The following is a 22,513-nucleotide window of genomic DNA, read 5'->3' on the forward strand; positions in this document are numbered from 1 at the left end:
AGCGCAACCGGCATTTGCGTTACCATGCGAGATTGGCGCCCACGGGCGTCGCGCTTTTACGGTTACTCTTATGAAATTCGAACACTTGATAGAAATTAACGACCCGCTGAACCCGCTGATCGATGCGCTGAGCATCCAGCAGCTGTGGCGCGGCCTGGTGCTGCGCGCCGAATCGCCGAAGCTGTTCGTGCCGCACCTGGACGACTGCGTCATCGACGAACGCACGGAAAACGGCTTCCGCCGCCGCCTGCGCTACGGCGAGCTGGTGATCGAGGACCGCGTGGTGCTGGAACCGATGCGCCAGGTGCGCTACCAGGTGGCGGCGCAGCAGGACATCAGCGAATCGAGCCTGACCATGACCATCGAGACCCCGACCGAGGACACGCTGTTCGTGCGCTTCCAGTATGAGGACGGCCACGACGCGGCGACCGACGCGGCCAACGCCATGTACGATGAATTCCGCCGTTCCGCCTACGTCGAGTCCGACATCGACACCATCGGCATGCTGCGCGACCTGGCCTCGCAAGGCCGGCTGGACGCGCTGCTCAATTGATTAAACGGCGGCGGCGCGTCCCCACACCTGTTCCATGCGCAAGGGCGGCGCCGCCAGCGCCGCGACTTGCGCATTGGTCAATACTTCCCTGATGGTATGTAATTCGCTGCGCGTATCGCGCTGCAGGAACACGTCCAGCGGCGCGCCGCGCGGACCGATCACCGACTCCACGTGCGGCGTGGTCGATTGCAGGCCGCGGCGCGACACCACGCCCACTTCGCCGCTGATCATGCGCACATAGGTGCCGATCGGATAGATGCCCAGCTCGCGTATCATCAGCGCGGCCAGGTTGCTGTCCAGCGTGGTGCGCGCCTCGAGCAGCATGTCGCGCAGCGCGGCGTTGGGCGTCACGGTCGGGCGGTAGCTGCGCTCGGACACGCGGGCGCAATAGCGGTCGGCCAGCGCCAGCAGCTTGGCCGGCAATGGTATCTGCGCGCCGACCTTGCCCAGCGGATAGCCGGTGCCGTCTTCGTTTTCATGATGATGCAGCACGCAGTTGAGCCAGGTTTCGTCGTGGATGCCGGCCTGGCGCAGCAGTTCAACGCCGAGTTCGGGATGGGCCAGCATGCGCGCGCGGTCGACGGGGTCGAGCACGGCGCCGCTGTCGTGCCAGCGCTGGTGATGCGCCAGCATGCCGGTATTCATGGTCAGCGCGGCCAGCGTGACGGTCATGACCTCGTCGCGCGGACGCTGCCGCGCCTTGGCCAGGATGGTGGCGACCACGGCGGTGTTGACGCTGTGGCGCGCCGCATACGGCGCTTGACGCTGGTTGTGCATGACGCCGGCGGTGGCGATATCGGCGCTCAAGGCCACGGCGTCGTGGATCAGGGTCGCGATCTCTTCCAGCTTGCGGCGCAGGCCCGGCGGCGCGGCGCGCTGCGCGATGGCCTGCAGCAAGACAGGCAGTTCCACGCAGGCGGCGTTCAGTTTGCGCAGCGTCGACGGCGGCGCCTGCACTTCCGGCTTGTACTCGCCATGATCTTCGAACGAGCCGCGTTCGATCAGATACGCGATCTGATTGGCGCTGGAGATCATGTGGCCCTTGCGCACCAGCAAGGCGCCATTTTCTCCGTACACATTCCACGGGATCAGCATGCCCAACTTCAAATCGGCCGCTGTCACTTTGCGTATCTTCATTGCCAGACTAAGGATTGTCGATGCATGAGCATACGGCTTTTCCCGTCGCGAGGTGTGAATTTTTTGTATCTTTGCTTTAACAATAAGTATTACGGCGCGGGCGTGCAATCCACGCAAGGATGATCGTGCGACGGTTCGTTGGCCAGATGATGCGACAGGTCGCGCAGCGCGGTGCGCACGCCTTCCTCCACCACCGGGTGGTAGAACGGCATGTCCAGCATGGCGTCCACGGTCAGCCCGGCTTGCACCGCCCAGGACAGCAGGTGGCCGATGTGCTCGGCGCGCGGGCCGATCATCTCGGCGCCAAGGAAGCGGCCGCTGCGGAATTCGGCGTAGACGCGCAGCATGCCCTTGTTTTGCAGCATCACGCGGCTGCGGCCCTGGTTCTCGAACGAGACCTTGCCGACGGCGAAGCGGCCCGCGTGCGAGACGCACAGCTCCGCGTAACTGGCGCCGGCTGTGGCGATCTGCGGCTCGGTGAAGGCGATCGTCAGCGGCGTGCGGCGCAGGCCGGGCCGCACGTCCGGATAAGCTGCGGCGTTGTCGCCGGCGATGCGGCCCTGGTCGGCGGCTTCCGGCAGCAGCGGACGTTCGTTGTCGGCATCGCCCGCGATGAAGATCGCGCTGGTGCCGCACTGCATGGTTTGCGTGTCGTACAGCGGGATGCCGTGGTGATCGCGCGCCAGGCCGGTGGTCTCCAACCCCAGCCGGTGCACATTCGGCCGGCGGCCGACGGCCGACAGCAGGTAGCTGAAATGCTCGGTGCGCTGCTGGCCGCCGGCATCCTCGCTGGTGACGGCCAGCCGTTCGCCATCCTGCTCGACCTTGACCACCCGGGTCTTGAAGCGCACGTCGAGCTCATCGTCCATGGCGCGGCGGGCCACGGCCAGCACGTCCGGATCGCTCAGCTGCGCGACGCTGCCGCCGCGCCCGAACACGGTCACGCGCACGCCGAGGCGGTGCAGCGCCTGGCCCAGCTCCAGCCCGATCACGCCGGTGCCGGCCACCGCCACCGATTCCGGCAGGTCGTCCCAGTAAAACACGTCGTCGCTGCTGATCACGCGCGGACCGGCCAGCTTCCATTCATCCGGCACGATCGGCGTGGAACCGGTGGCGATCACGAAGCGTTCCGCCTCGATCAGCGTGTGGTCGTCGATCTGCAGCCGGGTAGGACTGAGGAAGCGGGCGTGGCCGTGGACCTTGTCCTCGGCCGGGTAGCCGTCGACGCTTTCGACGACGAAGCCGACAAATCGATCCCGTTCGCTGCGCACGCGCGCCATCACGGCCTTGCCATCGATGCGGACCTGGCCCGGATGCACGCCGAAACCCGGCGCCGCCTGCAGCATGTGCGCCGCGTCCGCCGCGGAAATGAGAAGCTTGCTCGGCATGCAGCCGACCCGCGCGCACGTGGTGCCGTAGACATTGCTTTCAATCAGCAGCGTCTTCCTGCCGCCGGCCTTGGCGGCCCGATAGCCGGTCATGCCGGCGGTGCCTGCGCCGATGACGGCGACTTCAGTGCGTAGGGTTTTCATACTTTAAGAGTCTACTCCGATATCAAGTTTTACTTTGAGGCAAAAGAGTATTAGTATTACTTATTGTTTTCAATTTTTATAAGTGCAGCTTATGGGAACACTGGACTATCGCGCGCTGGCCGTGCTGGACGCTGTTGCCAGCCAGGGCAGCTTTGAAAAGGCGGCACTGGCGCTGGGGATCAGCCAATCGGCCGTATCCCAGCGCATCAAGGCGCTGGAGGACGCCAGCGGGCGGTTGCTGATCGTGCGCGGCCAGCCGGCCGTGCCGACCGGGCTGGGCCAGCGGCTGGTGTCTCACCACCGCAACGTCAAGCTGATGGAAGCGGCGCTGGATATCGACCTCGGCAACAAGGTCAGCATGCCGGAAATCGCGCTGGCGGTGGATGCCGCCAGCCTGGCGACCTGGTTCCCGATGAGCTTGCAGCCGCTGCTGTCGCCGCCGCGCTGCCAGTTGAAAGTGCAGCAGGCCACACAAGAGATGGCGCTGCACCTGGTGCAGGAGGGCAGCGTGTTCGGCTGCATCGCCGCCGCGCAGGAGCATCCGGACCAGCACGCCAACGGCCCGGAAGTCACGCCCTTGGGCAAGATGCGCCATGTTTGCGTGGCGACGCCGCTGTTTGCCGGCCATTGGTTCGGCGACGGTTTTTCCGCCGAGGCGGTGCGGCTGACGCCGGCGGTGATCAGCGACCAGGACATGATGGCGCACTTCCTGCGCGAAGTGCTGGACCTCAACGGTCCGTATCCGCATCACACGATGCCGTTGTCGGCCGCCACCAGCGAATGCATTTACGGCAGCCTGAGCTATGGATTGATGCCGCTGGCCCAGGTCTCCGCCGCGCTGGCCGACGGCCGCCTGGTCGACCTGGTTCCCGGCCATCATGTCGACGTGGCGTTCAACTGGCACGCCTGGAACCTCGACACGCCGTTCACCCGCGCGCTGACCGAGCAGATCGTCGCCACGGCCCAGCGCTACCTGCTGCCTTAGATATCCAGCGGATCGACTTCCAGCGACCACTTCACGCGGCTCTTCATCTCGCGCAGAGTGCGCATCCACTCTTTCAGAAACGCTTGCAGCATCGGCCTTGACGCCGACTCGATCAGCAGCTGCGCGCGGTCGACATTGTGCACGCGCGTCATGCTCATCGGTATCGGATCGTTGATCGTGATGCCAGGATGCTCGACGCACTCCTTGGCGATATTCAGGAATTCGATGGCCGTGGCCAATTCCGGCGCCTCGGCCCGCAGCAGCGCCTGGAACAGATACGGCGGCAAGGCGGCCTGCTCGCGCTCCTCCAGCAACGCCGTGGCGAAGTGGTCGTAGTCATGCGCCACCACCGCGCCGTACAGCGGATGCTGCGGATAGCGGGTCTGGATCAGCACCTCGCTGGCGCTGCCGCCTTCGGTCTGGGCGGCGCGGCCGGCGCGGCCCGCCACCTGCATCAGCTGCGCGAACAGGCGCTCGCTGGCGCGGTAGTCCTGTGAAAACAGCGCCGTATCCGGATTCAGGATGCCCACCAAGGTCAGCCGTTTAAAGTCATGCCCCTTGGCCACCATCTGCGTGCCGATCAGGATATCGACCTCGCCCCGGTGCACGGTATCGAAGGCTTCCTGCGCGCTGCCCTTCTTGCGGGTCGAATCGGCGTCGATGCGCAGCACCCGCGCCTCGGGGAACAGCGCCTGCAAGCCTTCCTCCACGCGCTGCGTGCCGCGGCCCAGCGGCTGCAGGTCGACGTTGCCGCAGGTCGGGCAATGGCGCGGGATGCGCATCTCCAGGCTGCAATGGTGGCAGCGCAGCCGGTGCTCCGGGCGGTGCAACACCATGAACGAGGTGCAGCGCGTGCATTCGCTGATCCAGCCGCAGGATTCGCAGCAGATCACCGGCGCGTAGCCGCGGCGGTTGAGGAACAGCAGCGACTGCTCGCCCCGTTCCATGCGCTGCTTGATGGCCGCGATCAGGTGCGACGTCAGCCCGTCCTTGGGCTTGTCGCGCTCCATGTCCAGCAGCTTGACCTGCGGCAGCACCGCGTTCTTCACGGCCCGCTCGCGCAGCTCCAGCTTGCGGTAGCGGCCGGACTGCGCGTGGTGCCAGCTCTCCAGCGACGGCGTCGCCGAGCCCAGCACAATCGGGATGGCCAGCTGCCAGGCCCGCCACACGGCCAGGTCGCGCGCCGAATAGCGCAAGCCTTCCTGCTGCTTGTAGGAAGGATCGTGCTCCTCGTCGATGACGATCAGCTTCAGCTGGGGCAGCGAGGCCAGGATCGCCAGCCGCGTGCCCAGCACGATGCGCGCCTTGCCCTGGTGCGCGGCCAGCCAGTGCAGCATGCGCTCGCCTTCGGACAGGCTGCTGTGCAAGGTCGCCAGCATCACGCCGGGGAAGCGCGCGCGGATATTGCCTTCCAGCTGGGGCGTCAGGTTGATTTCCGGCACCAGGATCAGGATCTGGCCGTCCGGCTCGCGCGCCAGCACTTGCGCGCAGGCTTGCAGATAGACTTCGGTCTTGCCGCTGCCGGTCACGCCGTACAGCAGGGTCGGCTTGAAGCCCAGGGCACCGCCGATGGCGTCGGCCGCTTCCTGCTGCGACGGATTGAGCACCGGCATGTTCAACGGCGTGCCGTCGTGCGGCGCGTCATGCTTGGCCAGCTTCTTCAGCGCGCGGTCCAGCGCCACGGTGGTCAGCACGCGCAGGTTCTTCGGCAGGCCCGGCAGCGCCACCTCGCCCAGCGGGCGCTGATAGTAGTCGGCGGCAAAACCCGCCAGCGCCAGCCATTGCGGCGACAGCGGCCCCAGCTGGCTGCGCACGGCCAGCGCGTCTTTCAGCTTCCCGGCCGGCACATCGGTCTCGCTGGCCACGCCGACGATCAGCCCCATCACCTCGCGGCGGCCGAACGGCACCAGCGCCAGCTGGCCGACTTGCGGCTGCTCCGCAGCATCGCAATGCCAGCGGTAGTCGAAAATCGCGTTCAGCGGCGTATCAAGCGCGATCTGAAGGATGCAAAAGTGAACAAAATTCATGCAGGGCTTTGCAAAAATACCGCAGCCGCTAGGGCGCTTTGAACTATCCACAGTTTTTGTGGATAACTTTGTGGACAAAGGAATCTTAATCCCCGGAAAGCACTGACATTCAACTTGATCTGGTCGTAAACCGGGCAAAAATTCAAAATTATTTCTCTTTAAAATCAATCACTTGGAAATTGCTTACTAGGAGAGGAAAAATTCGCGGTTTTCCTGCTCAGCTGTGCATAAGTGAAGTATTTAGGATGCTTTTTTTGCCGAAATCAAGCACTTTTTGGGGCTTATCCACCGATATTGCAAAGCACAATCGCTCCAAATATTACCCATGCCTCGACGATAAGGTTTGCGTCTTCACAACTTGCTTGCCAAGGGTGACATTTTTGCCTAAAAATCGTGCAATGCAACATAAACCTCAAGCAAAACACCAACATTATGGCTAAGTCACGGTTTACTAAGTCCTTTTATTTTTTATCCACAGTTTTTGTGGATAACTTTGTGGACAATGAAGAAATAAACTAGATTCACATCGGACATAAGGTTTACGACTTGCTAAATGTTGTCCTAAAGACCCCGTTATTTAGCCTTACGAATCAATGACTTGCAACATCCCTCGGGGCTGGCGGAAATATGCTGCCTGTTATTTCCTCAGCAAAAAAAATTGTGCATAAGTCGGTCTCGTTAGTCCGCAAGCACCAATGAAAAAACCCCCATCGGCACTGACCGCGATCTTGCGCGCGTCCAGGCCGATGGGGGTTTGGCAAACGGCTTTAAGCTGCGCGCAACGCCTTGCTGTGGCTGTGGACGGCCTCGACCATCGCCGCCACGTTCTCCGGCGGCGTGAACTGCGAAATACCGTGGCCCAGATTAAACACGTGGCCGCTGCCGTTGGCGTCCGGCTTGCCGAAGGCGTCCAGCACCTTGCGCACCTCGGCCTGGATCTGCTCCGGGCTGGCGAACAGGATGGCCGGGTCCAGGTTACCCTGCAGGCCGACCTTGTGGCCGACCAGCTTGCGGGCCTGGGTCAGGTTCACGGTCCAGTCCAGGCCGACCGCGTCGGCGCCGATGTCGGCGATCTGCTCGATCCACTGGCCGCCGCCCTTGGTGAAGACGATGGCCGGAATCTTGACGCCATCCTTGTCGCGCTTGAGCAGCGACACGACCTGGCGCATATAGTTAAGCGAAAACTCCTGGTAAGCGCCGTCCGCCAGCGCGCCGCCCCACGAATCGAAGATCATCACGGCCTGCGCGCCGGCGTCGATCTGGGCGTTCAGGTACTCCGCCACCGCCTTGGCGTTGGTGCTCAGGATGTGGTGCATCAGGTCCGGGCGGTTGTACAGCATCTTCTTGATCGTGTGGAATTCGCGCGACCCCTGGCCTTCGACCATATAGCAGGCCAGCGTCCACGGGCTGCCGGAGAAGCCGATCAGCGGCACGCGGCCGTTCAGCTCGGTGCGGATCTGCGTGACCGCCTTGAAGACGTAGTCCAGCGAGCCCAATTCCGGCGCGCGCAGCGCCAGCACGTCGGCCTCGGTTTTCAGCGGACGCTCGAATTTCGGGCCTTCGCCTTCGACGAAATACAGGCCCAGGCCCATCGCGTCCGGCACCGTCAGGATGTCGGAGAACAGGATGGCCGCGTCCAGCGGGAAGCGCTCCAGCGGCTGCAGCGTCACTTCGGTGGCGTAATCGGGATTGGTGGCCAGGCCCATGAAGGAGCCGGCCTTCTGGCGCGTGGCGCGGTATTCAGGCAGATACCTTCCGGCCTGGCGCATCAGCCATACAGGCGTGTACTCGGTCGGCTGGCGCAACAATGCGCGCAAGAAGGTGTCGTTCTGGAGCGGAGAAAATTGTGGCATGAAAGGCAATCAAAGGCGCTGAAAGAGGCTATTATCGCATCCCCCGCAGGATTTTTTTTGCTGGAAGAATACCCGCCCTTTCTCTATCATGCGTAGCACCGCGCAATGACCCTTTCTGGAGCCGCCATGACATCGACCGTACCCGCTACCATCGCCCCCTTCGGCGCCTGGCCATCGACCATCAGCGCCGCGCGCGTGGCGGCCGGTGCGACGCCCTTGTCGACGCTGATGCTGGGCGGGACGGACGGCTGCGATATCTATTGGCTGGCCGGGCGCGCCGCCGAGGCGGGCCGCAACACGCTGCTGCGCCACCACGGCGCCGCGATCGAGGAACTGACGCCGGCGCCCTTCAACGTGCGCACCCGCGTGCACGAATACGGCGGCGGGGCCTATGCGGTGGACGGCGAGACCGTGTATTTCTCGCACTTCAAGGACAACTGCGTCTACCGGATCAATGCGGCCGATGATGAAATCGTGCCGGTGGCGGTCACGCAGCCGGGCAAGCAGCGCTTTGCCGACTTCGTGGTCGACCGCGCGCGTGGACGCCTGATCGGCGTGCGCGAGCTGCATGGCGACGACGAGCACGCGCAGCCGACCAACACGATTTGCGCGATCAGCCTTGGCGGCGCGGCGGGCGCCGAGACGGTGCTGGCGCGGGGCGCCGACTTCTACTCGTCGCCGCGCCTGTCGCCGGACGGCGGCGCGCTGGCCTGGCTGAGCTGGGACCATCCGCGCATGCCGTGGCAGGGCACCACCCTGTGGCTGGCGGAGGTGCAGGACGACGGCACGCTGTCCGCGCCGGTGCGCATCGCCGGCGGCGCCGAGGAATCCATCTGCCAGCCCGAATGGTCGCCGGACGGCCTGCTGCACTTCGTCTCCGACCGCAGCGGCTGGTGGAACCTGTACCGCCTGTGCCGCGACCGCCGGCGCACCGAGGGCCTGTGCCCGATGGAGGCGGAATTCGCTTCGCCGCACTGGACCTTCGGTAACGCGATGTACGGCTTCCGCTCTGCCTCCGAGATCATCTGCACCTACATCGACAAGGGCGTGAGCCGCCTGGCGCGCCTGCTGCCGGGCAGCGGCAAGCTGGAAGCCATCGCCAACCCTTACGAAGAGATCCGCGAACTGCGCGTGGCCAACGGCTACATCGCCATGCTGGCGGGCGGCCCGACCATCCCGCTGGAACTGGCGCGCATCGACTTCACCGAAGAAGGCGTGGAGATCCTGGCGCAGTCGATCGAGGAACTGCCGGACGAAGCCGACCTCTCCATCCCGGCCAGCATCAGCTACCCCAGCGCCAACGGCCGCACCTCGCACGCCTTCTTCTACCCGCCGCGCAACCGCGACGTCACCGCGCCGGAGGGCAGCAAGCCGCCGGTGATCGTCATCAGCCACGGCGGCCCGACCGGCATGACGGTCAACACGCTGAAGCTGGCCACGCAATACTGGACCAGCCGCGGCTTCGGCGTGCTGGATGTGAACTACGGCGGCAGCACCGGCTTCGGCCGCGCCTACCGCGACCTGCTCAAGGGCCAGTGGGGCATCGTCGATGTCGAGGACTGCGTGGCCGGCGCCCGCGCGCTGGTGGAACGCGGCCTGGCCGACGGCGAGCGCCTGATCATCCGCGGCGGCAGCGCCGGCGGCCTGACGACGCTGTGCGCGCTGACCTTCCACAACGTGTTCAAGGTCGGCGCCAGCTACTATGGCGTCTCCGACCTCAAGGGCCTGGACCAGGACTCGCACAAGTTCGAATCGCACTACAACGAATACCTGATCGCGCCGCAGCCGCAAGCCGAAGCGCTGTACCAGGCGCGCTCGCCGATCAACCACACCGACAAGCTGGCGCGCCCGATGATCTTCTTCCAGGGCATGGACGACAAGGTGGTGCCGCCGCAGCAATCGGAAATGATGGTCGACGCGCTGAAAAAGCGCGGCGTGCCGGTGGCCTACGTGCCGCTGGAAGGCGAAGGCCACGGCTTCCGCCAGGCCGAGAACATCATCCGCACGCTGGAATCGGAGCTGTACTTCTACCAACGTATCTTCGGCCTGCACGACAGCGCCGCCGTAGCGCCGGTCGCTATCGACAATCTGCAGGACTAACACGCATGGCCGATCCTAAGCTGCTCGCCGAATTTGACGCGCTTGAATTCAATGAAAAAATGATACTCGCGCTGCTCGCCCTGATCGGCGAGCCGGTAGGGCGCACCGCCATCCTGGATCACCTGGACATGGCGCGCATCGAGGACAAGGACGGCAATCCGTACAGCGTCGGCACGCTGGACGAATCGCTGCGCAAGCTGGAGCGGCTGGCCTTCATCAGCGTGGTCACGGGACGCGGCTTCGTCTGCAATCCCAAGCTGCGCTGGCCGGCCATGCGCGCCTCGATCGGCACGCACGCGCTCGACGACCTGTGCAACGCCTACGACGAACTTGTGCCGATGCGCCAGACCTGGAACAGCACCGAACCGCGCAGCTACCGCGCCGGCATGGCGCGCCTGCGCATGGGCCTGCTGCGCGGCCAGGCGCCGCAGCAGATCCAGCCCATCCTCGCCTTCTGCCTCGGCAGCTACGAAGCGGCGCAGCTGCATCCTGTCGTCGACATCTTCGGCCGCCCGTTCGAGCCGGGCATGCTGGCGCGCGTGCATCCGCTGCTGCAGGACGACGTGCTGACCGTGCTGCTGCAAAACGCCCAGCGCGAATACCTGACCGTGCCGGTGCTGCGCGAGTTCTGCGAGCAGCACATGCAGCGCCGCCTCGCGCTCAAGGACGACATCAGCCCCGAGCTGCGCATGGCGCTGGCGGAAGACGCGCTGCTGTGCGGCCGCCTGGACGACGCCAAGCGCTACCTGGAACGCACCGGCGGCCCGCAGAGCCAGTACCTGGCCAGCATCGTCGTGCTGCTGCGCGGCGCCGGCGGCGCGGCCATCGTCGGCTTCGACGCGGCGCTGAAGACGCTGCGGCGCGATACCGGCAAGCGCAAGCACCTGTTTAACGGCATGGGCAGCCATCTGTACCTGCTGTCCATGCTGCGCAGCGGCGACGCCAAGCACTTGAAAGCGGCGGAAGCGTACCTGGAGATCGCGGTACGCATGCCGCAGAACCACGACACGGCGGTGTATCAGCAAATCGACATGCTGCGCCAGATCCGCGCCGGGACCATGCAGACCGACGCCGTCGCCAACCTGGCGTGGGAAACCGACCTGCAAACGCAGATGTTCCAGTGCCTGCTGTACTTCTGGCTGTCGCTGCCGCAACTGTCCGAACGCCGCGCGCAATTGCAGGAGCTGGTGCAGAACGCGGAACGCGCGGGCTACCTGTTCATCGCCGGCCAGGCCGCCACCTTGCTGGGTCACTTGGGCGACGTCGAGCAGCAGCGCCACGCCAACGCGCTGCGCGCGCGCCTCGGCTACCCGGACCTGAGCGTCTGGTTCGAGCGCCAGGAAGCCTGGCAACGCCAGCTCTCCGCCCTGATCAACCTGCAGCAGTCCGCCGCGCCGGATGCGGCAGGCAGCACACGCCTGGTGTGGATGCTGAACTACGACAACCGCCACGGCCTGACCGACGTCGCGCCGGTCGAACAGAAGCGCGATGCGCGCGGCTTGTGGAGCAAGGGCCGCGCTGTCGGCTTGAAGCGGCTGCGCTTCGAGGCCGAGCAGTTCGACTTCCTGACGCCGCAGGATATCCGCGCATCGGAAGCGATCTCGGTGGCGCACCGCAGCTACCAGTCCAGCGGCCTGGCCTACGAAATCGATCCGCAGCGCGCCGCCGCGGCGCTGATCGGCCACCCGCTGCTGTTCTGGGCCGATGCGCCGGACACGCGCGTCGAGATGCTGGCCGGCGAGCCCGAACTGCTGATCAAGAAAAGCCCGGGCAACCTGGAGCTGCGCCTGCAGCCGCCGATCCCCGACGACAATTCCTCGGTCATCGTCAGCAAGGAGACGCCGACCCGCCTGCGCGTGGTCAACATCCTCGACGAGCACCGCCGCATCGCCGCTATCGTCGGCGACGCGCTGAACGTGCCGGCGCACGCCGAGCAGCAGGTGCTGCACGCGATCAGTTCCATCTCCTCGCTGGTGACGGTGCAATCGGAAATCGGCGGCGCCGCGCCGGACATGGAGCAGGTGGAGGCCGACATGCGCTTGCACCTGCACCTGCTGCCGTACCAGCATGGCCTGAAGATGCAGGTGCTGGTGCGGCCGCTGGCCAGCGGCGCCTACTATGCGCCCGGCGCCGGCGCCGACAGCCTGATCGCCGATGTCAACGGCAAGCCGGTGCAGGCGCGCCGCAAGCTGATCGACGAGCGCGACGCCGAACGCGACCTGATCGCCAAGTGTCCGGTGCTGGAATCGGCCGAGCGCGATCACGACGAATGGCTGCTGGGCCAGCCCGCGCTATGTCTGCAGCTGCTGGTGGAGCTGCAGGCGCTGAACCCGGACAGCATCGTCATCGCCTGGCCGGAAGGCGAAAGCTTCCGCGTCACGGCCAAGGCCGAGACCAAGCAGCTGCGCCTGGCCATCAAGAGCAACAAGGACTGGTTCGCGGCCAGCGGCGAACTGCAGATCGATGAAGGCCAGGTGCTGGACCTGCGCAAATTGCTGGATATGATGGAGAAGAGCCACGGCCGCTTCGTCGAACTGGGCGAGAACCGCTACCTGGCATTGACCGAGGAACTGCATCGCCGCCTGCTGGAAGTCTCCGCCTACGGCGAGATCACCGCCGACGGCGTGCGCGTCCATCCATTGGCCTCGTTCGCGCTGGAGGAACTGGCCGACGATATCGGCGGCCTCAAATCCGACAAGCTGTGGAAGGAACACCTGGCGCGCATGCAGCAGCAGGAATCCTTCGTGCCGCAGCTGCCGAGCACTTTGCAGGCCGAGCTGCGCGACTACCAGCTGGAAGGCTTCAACTGGCTGTCGCGCCTTGCGCATTGGGGCGTGGGCGCCTGCCTGGCCGACGATATGGGCCTGGGCAAGACGCTGCAGGCGCTGGCCCTGATCCTGTCGCGCGCGCCGCAAGGCCCGACCCTGGTGATCGCGCCGACGTCCGTGTGCATGAACTGGATCAGCGAAGCGGCGCGCTTCGCGCCGACGCTGAACGTGACGATGTTCGGCGCCGGCGACCGCGCCGAGACCCTGTCCAACGCCAAGCCGTACGATCTGATCGTGACCAGCTACGGCCTGCTGCAACTGGAGTCCCCGCTGTTTGCGGGCGTGCAGTGGAATACCATCGTGCTCGACGAAGCGCAGGCGATCAAGAACGGCGCCACCAAGCGCTCGCAGGCCGTGATGGCGCTGAAGGGCGACTTCCGCATGGTGGCCACCGGCACGCCGCTGGAAAACCACCTGGGCGAATTGTGGAACCTGTTCCGCTTCATCAATCCGGGCCTGCTGGGCAGCATCGAGCAGTTCAACCTGCGCTTCGCGGCGCCGATTGAAAAACCGCAGGATCACCGCGCCGAACTGGGCGCGCGCAACCGCCTGCGGCGCCTGATCCAGCCGTTCATCCTGCGCCGCACCAAGTCGCAGGTGCTGACCGAGCTGCCGCCGCGCACCGAGATCACGCTGGAAGTCGACCTGTCGAAGGACGAGACCGCGCTGTACGAATCGCTGCGCCGCACCGCGCTGGAAAACCTGGAAGCGGTCGAGGGCCCGGCCGAGAAGAAATCGATCCAGATCCTGGCCGAGATCATGAAGCTGCGCCGCGCCTGCTGCAATCCGAACCTGGTCGCGCCGGAGCTGAAGCTGGCCAGCAGCAAGCTGGCGGCCTTCGCCCACCTGCTGGAAGGCCTGCTGGAGAACAAGCACAAGGTGCTGGTGTTCAGCCAGTTCGTCGACCACCTGTCGCTGATCCGCGAGCACCTCGACGCGCAGGGCATCGGCTACCAATACCTGGACGGCTCAACGCCGATGATGGACCGCAAGAAGCGCGTCGACCTGTTCCAGGCCGGCGAGGGCGACGTCTTCCTCATCAGCCTGAAGGCGGGCGGGGTCGGCATCAACCTGACGGCGGCCGACTACGTGATCCACATGGACCCGTGGTGGAACCCGGCGGTCGAAGACCAGGCCTCGGACCGCGCGCACCGCATGGGCCAGTTGCGCCCGGTGACCATCTACCGCCTGGTGGCGCGCCATACCATCGAGGAAGGCATCGTCGACCTGCACCAGCACAAGCGCGACCTGGCCGACAGCCTGCTGGAAGGCAGCGATGTCAGCGGCCGCATGTCGGCCGGCGAAATGCTCAACATGCTGCAGGAAGGCTTGAAGAAGTCAGCATGAACTTTGGCCGCTGCGCCCCGTCTTATGGGAGGGCGCCATCCCGGCGCCGCATAGAGGAGAGGCCAGCCATGAAAACCGTAGCAGATGTAATGAGCCGCGACGTCACCAGCGTGACGCCGGACGACACCATACAGCGCGCAGCCGAGCTGATGGACGATCTCGACATCGGCGCGCTGCCGGTGACCGAGGGCAACCGCCTGATCGGCATCGTCACCGACCGCGACATCACGATACGCGCCACCGCCGCCGGCCTCGGGCCTGAAGAAACGCTGGTCACCGAAGTGATGTCGGAAGATATCTGCCATTGCTACGAGGACCAGCGGCTCGACGAAGTGATGCAGGATATGCGCGACATCCAGATCCGCCGCGTGCCCGTGGTCAGCCGCGAGGACAACACGCTGATCGGCATCGTGTCGCTGGCCGACGTCGCCCACTCCGAGGCCGAAGACGAGGAAACCGCGGAAACCCTGCGCGAGATCTCATCGCCCACGCCGGCGGGACAGCCGGCAAGCGGGCTCTGAAGTCCGAATGCGGATGTTTTTGTCTTGTAACGAGCGCTCTCAAGCGGGCGGATTAATGATAATCTCCAACGCTTCGGCCGGGCGCGCTCGCGGTAAGCGCGCGCCTTGTCAAAATAAACACGAGACTGCATACGATGATCAAGACAAAAATTGCACTGGCGGTATTGATGACGACGCTCGCCGTCGCACCCGCCGGCGCCACTACCCACCACCACAAGGCCGCCGCCACGGCCAAGAAAAGCAGCGGCAAGGCCGCGCACGCGAAACCCGTCAAATCCCTCAAGTCCGTTAAATCCGGCAAGAGCGGCAAGAGCGCGGTCAAGGGCAAGAAAGCCGCCGTCGCCGCCGTCGCGGCGGGACCGGTCATCAAGGCGGTCGTTTCCGAGCGCCGCCAGGACCGCTCCTTCGATTCCCTCAGCAACCAGTTCCTGAACGCGCTGTGGCGCATCGATTCGGAAAGCGCGATCTACGCCGGCAAGTACGATACCGCCGCCATGCTGAGCATTCCCGACAAAGCCGGGCAGGCCAAGGAGCTGGCCTTCATCGACGACTGGAAGCAGCGCCTCGGGGCGATCAACGCCGGCCAGCTGTCGCCCAAGCAGCGCACCGACCTGGCGCTGCTGATCAACAAGCTCGATGGCGACCGCTTCCGCCTGACCACGCTGAAAGAGTTCGAATGGAATCCGGCCAGCTACAACGTGGCCGGCCCGATCGACCTGATCCTGAATACCGAATACGCGGCCCAGCCGCAGCGCCTGCGCACGCTGCTCAAGCGCATCGCGTCGATCCCGGCGTACTACGACGCGGCGCGCGCCAACATCGTCAATCCGACCCGCGAGCACACCCGCCTGGCGATCGCCCAGGCGCCGGGCGTGCAGACCCTGCTGACCGAAGCCGACAAGGCGGCGCAGGCATCGATCCTGACGCCGGCGGAGAAGCAGCAGTTCACGCAGCGCGTCAATGCGGCGCTGACGGCGGTGGACGGCTATGTGGCCTTCCTGAAAGAGATGGACAAGCTGATGGACACCAAGGGCCGCCGCACCTTCCGTCTCGGCAAGGAACTGTATGAGCAGAAGTTCGCCTACGATATCCAGTCCGGCAGCACCGCCGAGCAGACTTACCAGAAGGCCCTGGCCGCGCGCGAAGAGCTGCTGGCCAATATGGAGAAGATCTCCGACGAGTTGTGGGACAAGATCATGGGCGGCGCCGCCAGGCCGGCCGACCGCTTTGCCAAGATCGGCATGGTGATCGACAAGCTGTCGGCGCGTCATGTGGCGCGCGAGGATTTCGTCAACGAGATCAAGCGCCAGGTGCCGCTGCTGCAGGACTGGGTGGTCAGCCACAACCTGCTGACGCTGGATCCGAAGAAGCCGCTGGAAGTGCGGGCCACGCCGGCCTACCCGGCCGGCGTGGCAGGCGCCAGCATCGATGCGCCGGGGCCGTATCGCCCGCAGGACCGCACCTATTACAACGTCACGCCGCTGGATGGCGCGACGCCGGAGGCGGCCGAGAGCAGCCTGCGCGAGTACAACTACTGGATCCTGCAGATCCTGAATATCCATGAAGCGATTCCGGGCCACTACGCGCAGCTGGTGTATGCGAACAAGTCGCCCTCCATCGTCAAGTCCATCTTCGGCAATGGGGCGATGGTGGAGGGCTGGGCGGTGTACGGCGAGCGCATGATGCTGGAGTCGGGCTACGGCGATAACGCGCCGGAGATGTGGCTGATGTATTCCAAGTGGAACCTGCGCAGCGTGACCAACACCATCCTCGATTACAGCGTGCATGTGCTGGGCATGACCGAGGAACAGGCCGTCGACCTGCTGACGCGCCAGGCCTTCCAGACCCGCAGCGAGGCGGTGGAGAAATGGCATCGGGTGCAGGTGTCGTCGGTGCAGCTGACCAGCTACTTCAGCGGCTACAGCGAGATCATGGAATTGCGCGAGCAGCGCAAGCAGCAGCTGGGCCCGCGCTTCAACCTGAAGGAATTCCACGAGCAATTCCTGAGCTACGGCAGCGCGCCGGTGCGGGTGATCAAGGGCTTGATGACGCAGTAGCCCTGCGCCTGCGCGAACAGATGGGCTGGTGATTCGATACGATGGGGAACGGCTGCTCAGCGGCCGGTTTCTGCTACCATCAAATCAGGGAGCGATCATGAACATGCCCATCAAATTCGACACGCTTGAGTACGTCAGAAGATTGATTGAAGCCGGGATTCCGGCCGCTCAGGCGGAGGCGCAAGCCAATGCCTTGAGCGAGGTTCTAGCTGAGGCGACAGTCGCGCCAAGCGAGTTGGTGCTGCTTAGAAGCGAGATGATTGCCCGGATCGAAATGTTGCGGGCCGATATATACGCCAGGCTCGATGCGCTGGAAGAACGTTTCAACGCCAAGCTGGAGGCGCTGGAGCAGCGCTTGATTGCCCGCTTCAACGCGAAATTCGCCAGCCTTTACTGGATGGTGGGAATCTCGATGGCGCTGCACGCTGTGACGATAGGGATGCTGCTTAAAGTCCTTGCCCGGCTGCCGTAGCCGGGCAAATCAGGCTTTTTCTTCCGGCGCCGTCGAGATGCGCACGAACAGCGGCGCGACCAGCAGGCCCAGCTCGAACAGCAGGCACATCGGAATCGCCAGCGAGAACATGCTGACCGCATCCGGCGGCGTGACGATGGCCGCGATGACAAACGCGCCGACGATGGCGTAGGGACGGATCTCCTTCAGCTTGGCCACCGTCACCAGCCCCATGCGCACCAGGATCACCACCACCACCGGCACCTCGAAGGTCGCGCCGAAGGCCAGGCACATCGACATCACGAAATCCAGGTAATTCTCGATATCGGGCGTCACCGCGATCGACTGCGGCGAGAACTCGGCGATGAACTGGAACACCCGGCCGAACACCAGGAAGTAGCAAAACGCCACGCCGCTCATGAACAGCACCGACGACGAGATCACCAGCGGCGCGATCAGGCGCTTCTCGTGCGCGTACAGGCCCGGCGCCACGAAGGCCCACAGCTGGTACAGCACCCACGGCAGCGACAGGATGATGGAAATCACCAGGGTCACCTTCATCGGCACCAGGAAGGGCGAGATCACGCCGGTGGCGATCATCTTCGAGCCGACCGGCAGCGAGGCGATCATCGGCCGCGCGATGAAGTCGTAGATCTGCGACGGGCCCGGCCAGATCATCAGCGCCACGCACACCAGCGCAATGCCGATCGAAGCCTTGACCAGCCGGTCGCGCAATTCGATCAGGTGGGAGATAAAGGTCTCTTCGCCCGGATTAGGTTTAGTCATTTAATAGAACGTAGCCTGGCTAGTGCCGCGTGGACGGAAGCGGGCGACCCGCGCCGCGCCGGAAGTCACATGCAGCTTGCCGCCGTGGCGCTGCTTGTACCAGGCGGGGATGGCGGAGCTGCGCACCAGCTTCTTGCGGCGGAACTCGCGCGCCTTGCGCGACAAATCATCGGTGGTGGCGTTGCTGAAGGCGGGCGTGGCCGGCGTATCGTGCCAGGCGTTTTCCACTTCGGCGATGTTCTGCGAAATGGAATTCTCCACGTCCGACTTGACGCTCTCGGCCGCGTCCTGCATCTCTTTCTTGAGGTTTTTCAGTTCCTCAAGCTCGATTTCGCGCGAGACTTCGGTCTTGACTTCGTTCAGGTAGCGCTGCGCGCGGCCGTACAGCGTCCCGGCCATGCGCGCTACTTTGGGCAGCTTTTCAGGACCGATGACGATCAGCGCAACCACGCCGATGACAGCTAATTTGGTAAGACCGAGATCGATCATAAGGTAGCTTCAGCCAACAGGGAGCGGCGCTCCCCAGGCTTATTTCTTCTCTTTAGCGTCGACGTCGATGGTGCCGGGGGCGGCTGGCGCGGCAGGCTTGTCTTCGTCGTTGCCCTTGACGCCATCCTTGAAGCCTTTAACGGCCTTGCCGATGTCCGAACCCATGTTGCCCAGTTTCTTGGTGCCGAAGACCAGCATCACAATCACCAGCACGATCAGCCAGTGCCAAATACTAAATGAACCCATCATATTCCCCTTGCAAGGCGCATGCGCCCAGATTTATCCGTTGATTCAAGAACTGCTTGCGACAGTATAAGCGAAGCGCAGCCCGTCATGTAGATGTCATGCGGCTATCCATATATGGTGGCCGCGTAAGGCGATCGCCCAAGCCCGCCTAGCGCTGTCCGCGCCAGGGATGCGGGCCGCCGACCACGTGCAGGTGTAAATGGTACACCTCTTGTCCCCCGTTCGGCCCACTGTTAATCACCGTCTTGTAGCCGCCGGTGGGCGTGCCGTCCGCCTCATAGCCGACCGCGCAACCGAATTCCTCCGCCAGGCGGGGGGCCAGCGCCAGCATTTTGCCCAGCAGCGGCGCTTCGTTGGCGCTGCAATCGGACAAGGTGCCGAAATGTTTCTTTGGAATCACCAGCAGATGCACCGGGGCGGCCGGGTTGATATCCTTGAAAGCCAGCAAGTCTTCATCTTCGTAGACGATGGATGAAGGGATTTTCTTTTCAGCTATTTTGCAAAACAGGCAATTGTCCACATTGGCTCCGAGAGGTTGTTCCTTGCGTTATTCCTTGCGCGCGGCTTTTTCGTCGAGCCCGGACACGCCTTCGCGGCGCGCCAGTTCGTCGAGCACCTGCTGCGGCTTCAGATCGAACTGGGCCAGCAGCACCAGTGTATGGAACCACAAGTCGGCCACCTCGTACAAGACCTTGCCGCTGTCGCCGCCGGCGCGCGCATCCTTGGCGGCCATCACCGTCTCGGTGGCTTCCTCGCCGATTTTCTTCAGGATGGCGTCGTCGCCCTTGGCGAACAGCTTGGACGTGTAGGACGCGGCGGGGTCGCCGCCGTTGGCCGGCTTGCGCGATTCGATCACGTCGGCCAGGCGGTCCAGGATAGTGCTCATGATTTGACCGTTTTCGTTTTTTTGGACTTGGCGGCCGTTTCGGCCGTGTAGATTTCCGATGGATCCTTCAGCACCGGCTCGGTGTTCTGCCAGTCGCCTTCCTGCGCGTCGCCCTCGAACTTCTGGAAGAAGCAGGAATGGCGGCCGGTATGGCAGGCGATGCCGCCGGCCTGCTCGATCTTCAGCAGCACCACGTCTTCGTCGCAATCGAGGCGGATTTCCAGCACCTTCTGCGTGTGGCCGGACTCTTCGCCCTTGTGCCACAGCTTCTTGCGCGAACGGCTCCAGTACACCGCTTCGCCCAGTTCGACCGTCTTGGCCAGCGCCTCGCGGTTCATCCAGGCGAACATCAGCACGTCGTTGCTGCCGGCTTCCTGGGCGATCACCGGCACCAGGCCGTGCTCGTCCCATTTGATTTTCTTCAGCCACGCGGCCTTGGGCTGCGTGCTCGCGGTCGTGGTCATCATGCTGTTCCATCCAGGCGCATCGGGATGCCCTGCTGCGCCATGAAACGCTTGGCTTCCTGCACCGTGTGCTGGCCGTAGTGGAAGATGCTGGCCGCCAGCACCGCGTCGGCCTTGCCCAGCTTGATGCCGTCGGCCAGGTCTTGCAGGCCGCCGACGCCGCCGGAGGCGATCACCGGGATGCCGACCGCGTCGGAGACGCCGCGCGTCAGGCCGAGGTCGAAGCCGGACTTGGTGCCGTCGCGGTCCATGCTGGTCAGCAGGATTTCGCCGGCGCCCAGCTGTTCCATCTTCTTCGCCCATTCGATGGCGTCGATACCGGTGGCCTTGCGGCCGCCGTGCGTGAACACTTCCCACTTGCCCGGGGCGACCTGCTTGGCGTCGATCGCCACCACGATGCACTGCGAACCGTGCTTTTGCGAGGCGTCGTACACCAGCTGCGGATTCGACACCGCCGACGAGTTCATGCTGACCTTGTCGGCGCCGGCGTTCAGCAGGCGGCGCACATCGGCCACCTCGCGCACGCCGCCGCCCACCGTCAGCGGAATGAACACCTGCGCAGCGACGGCTTCGATGATGTCCAGGATCAGGCCGCGGTTGTCGCTGGTGGCGGTGATGTCGAGGAAGGTCAGCTCGTCGGCGCCCTGCTCGTCGTAGCGGCGGGCGATCTCCACCGGATCGCCGGCGTCGCGCAGCTCGGTGAAGTTGACGCCTTTGACGACGCGGCCATCGGTCACGTCAAGGCAGGGGATGATGCGTTTAGCGAGCATTATTCTTCCGTATCTTCTTCGAGCAGGTCACCGCTCAGCTCGTCGGCGCGCAGTTGCGCCGAGGCCAGGTCGATGGTGCCTTCGTAAATCGAACGGCCGCAGATCACGCCTTCGATGCCTTCTTCCTGCACCGCGCACAGCGCTTCGACGTCGCCGAGGTTGTGCAGGCCGCCCGAGGCGATCACCGGGATCTTGACCGCTTGCGCCAGCTTGACGGTGGCTTCGATGTTGACGCCGCCCATCATGCCGTCGCGGCCGATGTCGGTGTAGATGATCGATTCGACGCCGTAGGCTTCGAATTTCTTCGCCAGGTCGATCACCTCGTGGCCGGACATCTTGCTCCAGCCGTCGGTGGCGACCTTGCCGTCCTTGGCGTCCAGGCCGACGATGATGTGGCCCGGGAAGGCGCCGCAGGCGTCGTGCAGGAAGCCCGGCTCTTTCACCGCGGCGGTGCCGATGATGACGTAGGTGATGCCGGCGTCCAGGTAGCGCTCGATGGTGTCGAGGTCGCGAATGCCGCCGCCCAGCTGGACCGGGATTTCTTCCAGGCCGTTTTCTTCAGCGTACTCCTGCACCACTTTCAGGATGGCCTTGACCGCGCCTTCGTTTTTCGGCTTGCCGGCGAAGGCGCCGTTCAGGTCGACCAGGTGCAGGCGGCGCGCGCCCTGCTTCAGCCAATGCAGGGCCATGTCGGCCGGATCTTCGGAAAATACGGTGGCGAGTTCCATATCGCCTTGTTTCAAGCGAACGCAGTGACCGTCTTTGAGGTCGATGGCAGGAATGAGCAGCATGATGGTTTAGTCAAAAATTAAAGGGTGAGAAATCAAGGGTTCCAGTGAACGAAATTCTTGTACAACTGCAGTCCGGTCGCGGCGCTTTTTTCCGGATGGAACTGGGTAGCAAAAATATTATCACGCGCCACGGCACAGCTGAACGGCGCGCCGTAGACCGTTTGACCCACGGTATGCGCGGACTGTTCCGGTTGGGCGAAATAGCTGTGCACGAAATAGAAATAACTGTCGTCAGGAATATCCTGCCACATCGGGTGAGACGCCGTTTGCCGGACTTGGTTCCAGCCCATTTGCGGCACCTTGAAGCGCGAGCCGTCTTCCTGCACCTGGCCGTCTAGCTGGAAGCGCACCACCTTGCCCGGCAACAGGCCGAGGCCGGCGGCATCGCCTTCCTCGCTGCCGTCGAACAGCATCTGCTCGCCGATGCACACGCCCATCAGCGGCCTGGTCCTGGCGGCCACCAGCAGCGCCTCCTGGACGCCGGACTCGCGCAGGCTGCGCATGCAGTCCGGCATGGCGCCCTGGCCGGGCAATACGATGCGGTCGGCGGTCTCGATGTCGGCGACTGCGCCGGAGATCAGCACATTGGCGTCGGGCGCGACGGCGCGCAGCGCTTGCGCGACCGAGCGCAGATTACCCATGCCGTAATCAACTACTACGATTTTTTTCATGATCGATGCTTTTATATGC

At 64.2% G+C, this 22,513-nt stretch carries 20 protein-coding genes; 7 read left to right on the forward strand and 13 right to left on the reverse strand.

The window, feature by feature from the left end:
• Positions 1–70: 70 nt before the first annotated feature.
• The gene (locus tag ACEN9F_RS18050; protein WP_413421902.1) at positions 71–553 is read left to right on the forward strand and encodes an SRPBCC family protein; all 483 of its coding nucleotides are present in this window, start codon (positions 71–73) and stop codon (positions 551–553) included.
• On the opposite strand, the gene ACEN9F_RS18055 is transcribed toward ACEN9F_RS18050, so the two are convergent.
• Together ACEN9F_RS18055 and ACEN9F_RS18060 are read right to left on the reverse strand one after the other, a co-directional pair.
• Positions 554–1,648 (reverse strand): HD-GYP domain-containing protein, encoded by a 1,095-nt coding sequence (locus ACEN9F_RS18055; RefSeq protein WP_413421904.1) that lies wholly within the window; start codon positions 1,646–1,648, stop codon positions 554–556.
• 131 nt (positions 1,649–1,779) lie between these two features.
• Positions 1,780–3,222, reverse strand: coding sequence for a dihydrolipoyl dehydrogenase (locus tag ACEN9F_RS18060; RefSeq protein ID WP_413421906.1), 1,443 nt, complete (start codon positions 3,220–3,222; stop codon positions 1,780–1,782).
• 91 nt (positions 3,223–3,313) lie between these two features.
• Here ACEN9F_RS18060 and ACEN9F_RS18065 point away from each other — a divergent pair, with 91 nt between their 5' ends.
• Complete coding sequence (locus tag ACEN9F_RS18065) at positions 3,314–4,207, forward strand: ArgP/LysG family DNA-binding transcriptional regulator (protein ID WP_413421908.1); 894 nt, start codon at positions 3,314–3,316, stop codon at positions 4,205–4,207.
• Here the strand turns inward: ACEN9F_RS18065 and ACEN9F_RS18070 are convergent.
• Complete coding sequence (locus ACEN9F_RS18070) at positions 4,204–6,234, reverse strand: primosomal protein N' (protein WP_413421910.1); 2,031 nt, start codon at positions 6,232–6,234, stop codon at positions 4,204–4,206. The genes ACEN9F_RS18065 and ACEN9F_RS18070 overlap by 4 nt on opposite strands.
• A gap of 767 nt (positions 6,235–7,001) precedes the next feature.
• Entirely contained in the window at positions 7,002–8,087 is a 1,086-nt protein-coding gene (hemE, locus tag ACEN9F_RS18075) for a uroporphyrinogen decarboxylase (RefSeq protein ID WP_413421912.1), read from the reverse strand.
• A 126-nt stretch (positions 8,088–8,213) separates the two neighbouring features.
• On the opposite strand from hemE, the gene ACEN9F_RS18080 reads away from it, so the two are divergent.
• The 5 genes from ACEN9F_RS18080 to ACEN9F_RS18100 all read left to right on the forward strand — a co-directional run bounded on the left by ACEN9F_RS18080 (position 8,214) and on the right by ACEN9F_RS18100 (position 17,412).
• The gene (locus ACEN9F_RS18080) at positions 8,214–10,187 is read left to right on the forward strand and encodes a S9 family peptidase (RefSeq protein WP_413421914.1); all 1,974 of its coding nucleotides are present in this window, start codon (positions 8,214–8,216) and stop codon (positions 10,185–10,187) included.
• A gap of 5 nt (positions 10,188–10,192) precedes the next feature.
• The gene (locus ACEN9F_RS18085; protein ID WP_413421916.1) at positions 10,193–14,362 is read left to right on the forward strand and encodes a DEAD/DEAH box helicase; all 4,170 of its coding nucleotides are present in this window, start codon (positions 10,193–10,195) and stop codon (positions 14,360–14,362) included.
• Positions 14,363–14,430: 68 nt separating this feature from the next.
• Positions 14,431–14,883, forward strand: coding sequence for a CBS domain-containing protein (locus ACEN9F_RS18090; RefSeq protein WP_413421918.1), 453 nt, complete (start codon positions 14,431–14,433; stop codon positions 14,881–14,883).
• Between the two features lie 134 nt (positions 14,884–15,017).
• Complete coding sequence (locus tag ACEN9F_RS18095) at positions 15,018–16,940, forward strand: DUF885 domain-containing protein (protein ID WP_413421920.1); 1,923 nt, start codon at positions 15,018–15,020, stop codon at positions 16,938–16,940.
• A gap of 97 nt (positions 16,941–17,037) precedes the next feature.
• Complete coding sequence (locus ACEN9F_RS18100; protein WP_413421922.1) at positions 17,038–17,412, forward strand: hypothetical protein; 375 nt, start codon at positions 17,038–17,040, stop codon at positions 17,410–17,412.
• A gap of 9 nt (positions 17,413–17,421) precedes the next feature.
• Here the strand turns inward: ACEN9F_RS18100 and tatC are convergent, their stop codons facing one another.
• The 9 genes from tatC to hisH form a co-directional block, all read right to left on the reverse strand.
• Entirely contained in the window at positions 17,422–18,177 is a 756-nt protein-coding gene (tatC, locus tag ACEN9F_RS18105) for a twin-arginine translocase subunit TatC (protein WP_413421924.1), read from the reverse strand.
• The gene (tatB, locus tag ACEN9F_RS18110; RefSeq protein WP_413421926.1) at positions 18,178–18,666 is read right to left on the reverse strand and encodes a Sec-independent protein translocase protein TatB; all 489 of its coding nucleotides are present in this window, start codon (positions 18,664–18,666) and stop codon (positions 18,178–18,180) included.
• A gap of 39 nt (positions 18,667–18,705) precedes the next feature.
• On the reverse strand, positions 18,706–18,912 hold the full coding sequence (gene tatA, locus ACEN9F_RS18115; RefSeq protein WP_413427098.1) for a Sec-independent protein translocase subunit TatA: 207 nt from the start codon (positions 18,910–18,912) through the stop codon (positions 18,706–18,708).
• A gap of 148 nt (positions 18,913–19,060) precedes the next feature.
• On the reverse strand, positions 19,061–19,432 hold the full coding sequence (locus tag ACEN9F_RS18120) for a histidine triad nucleotide-binding protein (protein WP_413421928.1): 372 nt from the start codon (positions 19,430–19,432) through the stop codon (positions 19,061–19,063).
• 27 nt (positions 19,433–19,459) lie between these two features.
• A complete protein-coding gene (locus ACEN9F_RS18125; RefSeq protein WP_413421930.1) occupies positions 19,460–19,798 on the reverse strand; it encodes a phosphoribosyl-ATP diphosphatase in 339 nt (112 codons plus the stop codon).
• Positions 19,795–20,262: a phosphoribosyl-AMP cyclohydrolase gene (gene hisI / locus ACEN9F_RS18130; RefSeq protein WP_413427100.1), complete on the reverse strand. Its 468-nt coding sequence runs from the start codon at positions 20,260–20,262 to the stop codon at positions 19,795–19,797. Before hisI ends, ACEN9F_RS18125 begins: the two co-directional genes overlap by 4 nt.
• Positions 20,262–21,032 carry an imidazole glycerol phosphate synthase subunit HisF gene (gene hisF / locus ACEN9F_RS18135; protein WP_413421932.1) on the reverse strand — a complete coding sequence of 257 codons (771 nt, stop codon included), beginning with the start codon at positions 21,030–21,032 and terminating at the stop codon, positions 20,262–20,264. The genes hisI and hisF overlap by 1 nt, the downstream gene beginning before the upstream one ends.
• Entirely contained in the window at positions 21,032–21,823 is a 792-nt protein-coding gene (gene hisA, locus ACEN9F_RS18140) for a 1-(5-phosphoribosyl)-5-[(5-phosphoribosylamino)methylideneamino]imidazole-4-carboxamide isomerase (protein ID WP_413421933.1), read from the reverse strand. The genes hisF and hisA overlap by 1 nt, the downstream gene beginning before the upstream one ends.
• Before the next feature lie 32 nt (positions 21,824–21,855).
• Positions 21,856–22,494: an imidazole glycerol phosphate synthase subunit HisH gene (gene hisH / locus ACEN9F_RS18145; RefSeq protein WP_413421934.1), complete on the reverse strand. Its 639-nt coding sequence runs from the start codon at positions 22,492–22,494 to the stop codon at positions 21,856–21,858.
• Positions 22,495–22,513: the final 19 nt, after the last annotated feature.

It is taken from the genome of Duganella sp. CT11-25 (assembly GCF_047302815.1).
Lineage (GTDB): Bacteria > Pseudomonadota > Gammaproteobacteria > Burkholderiales > Burkholderiaceae_D > Rugamonas.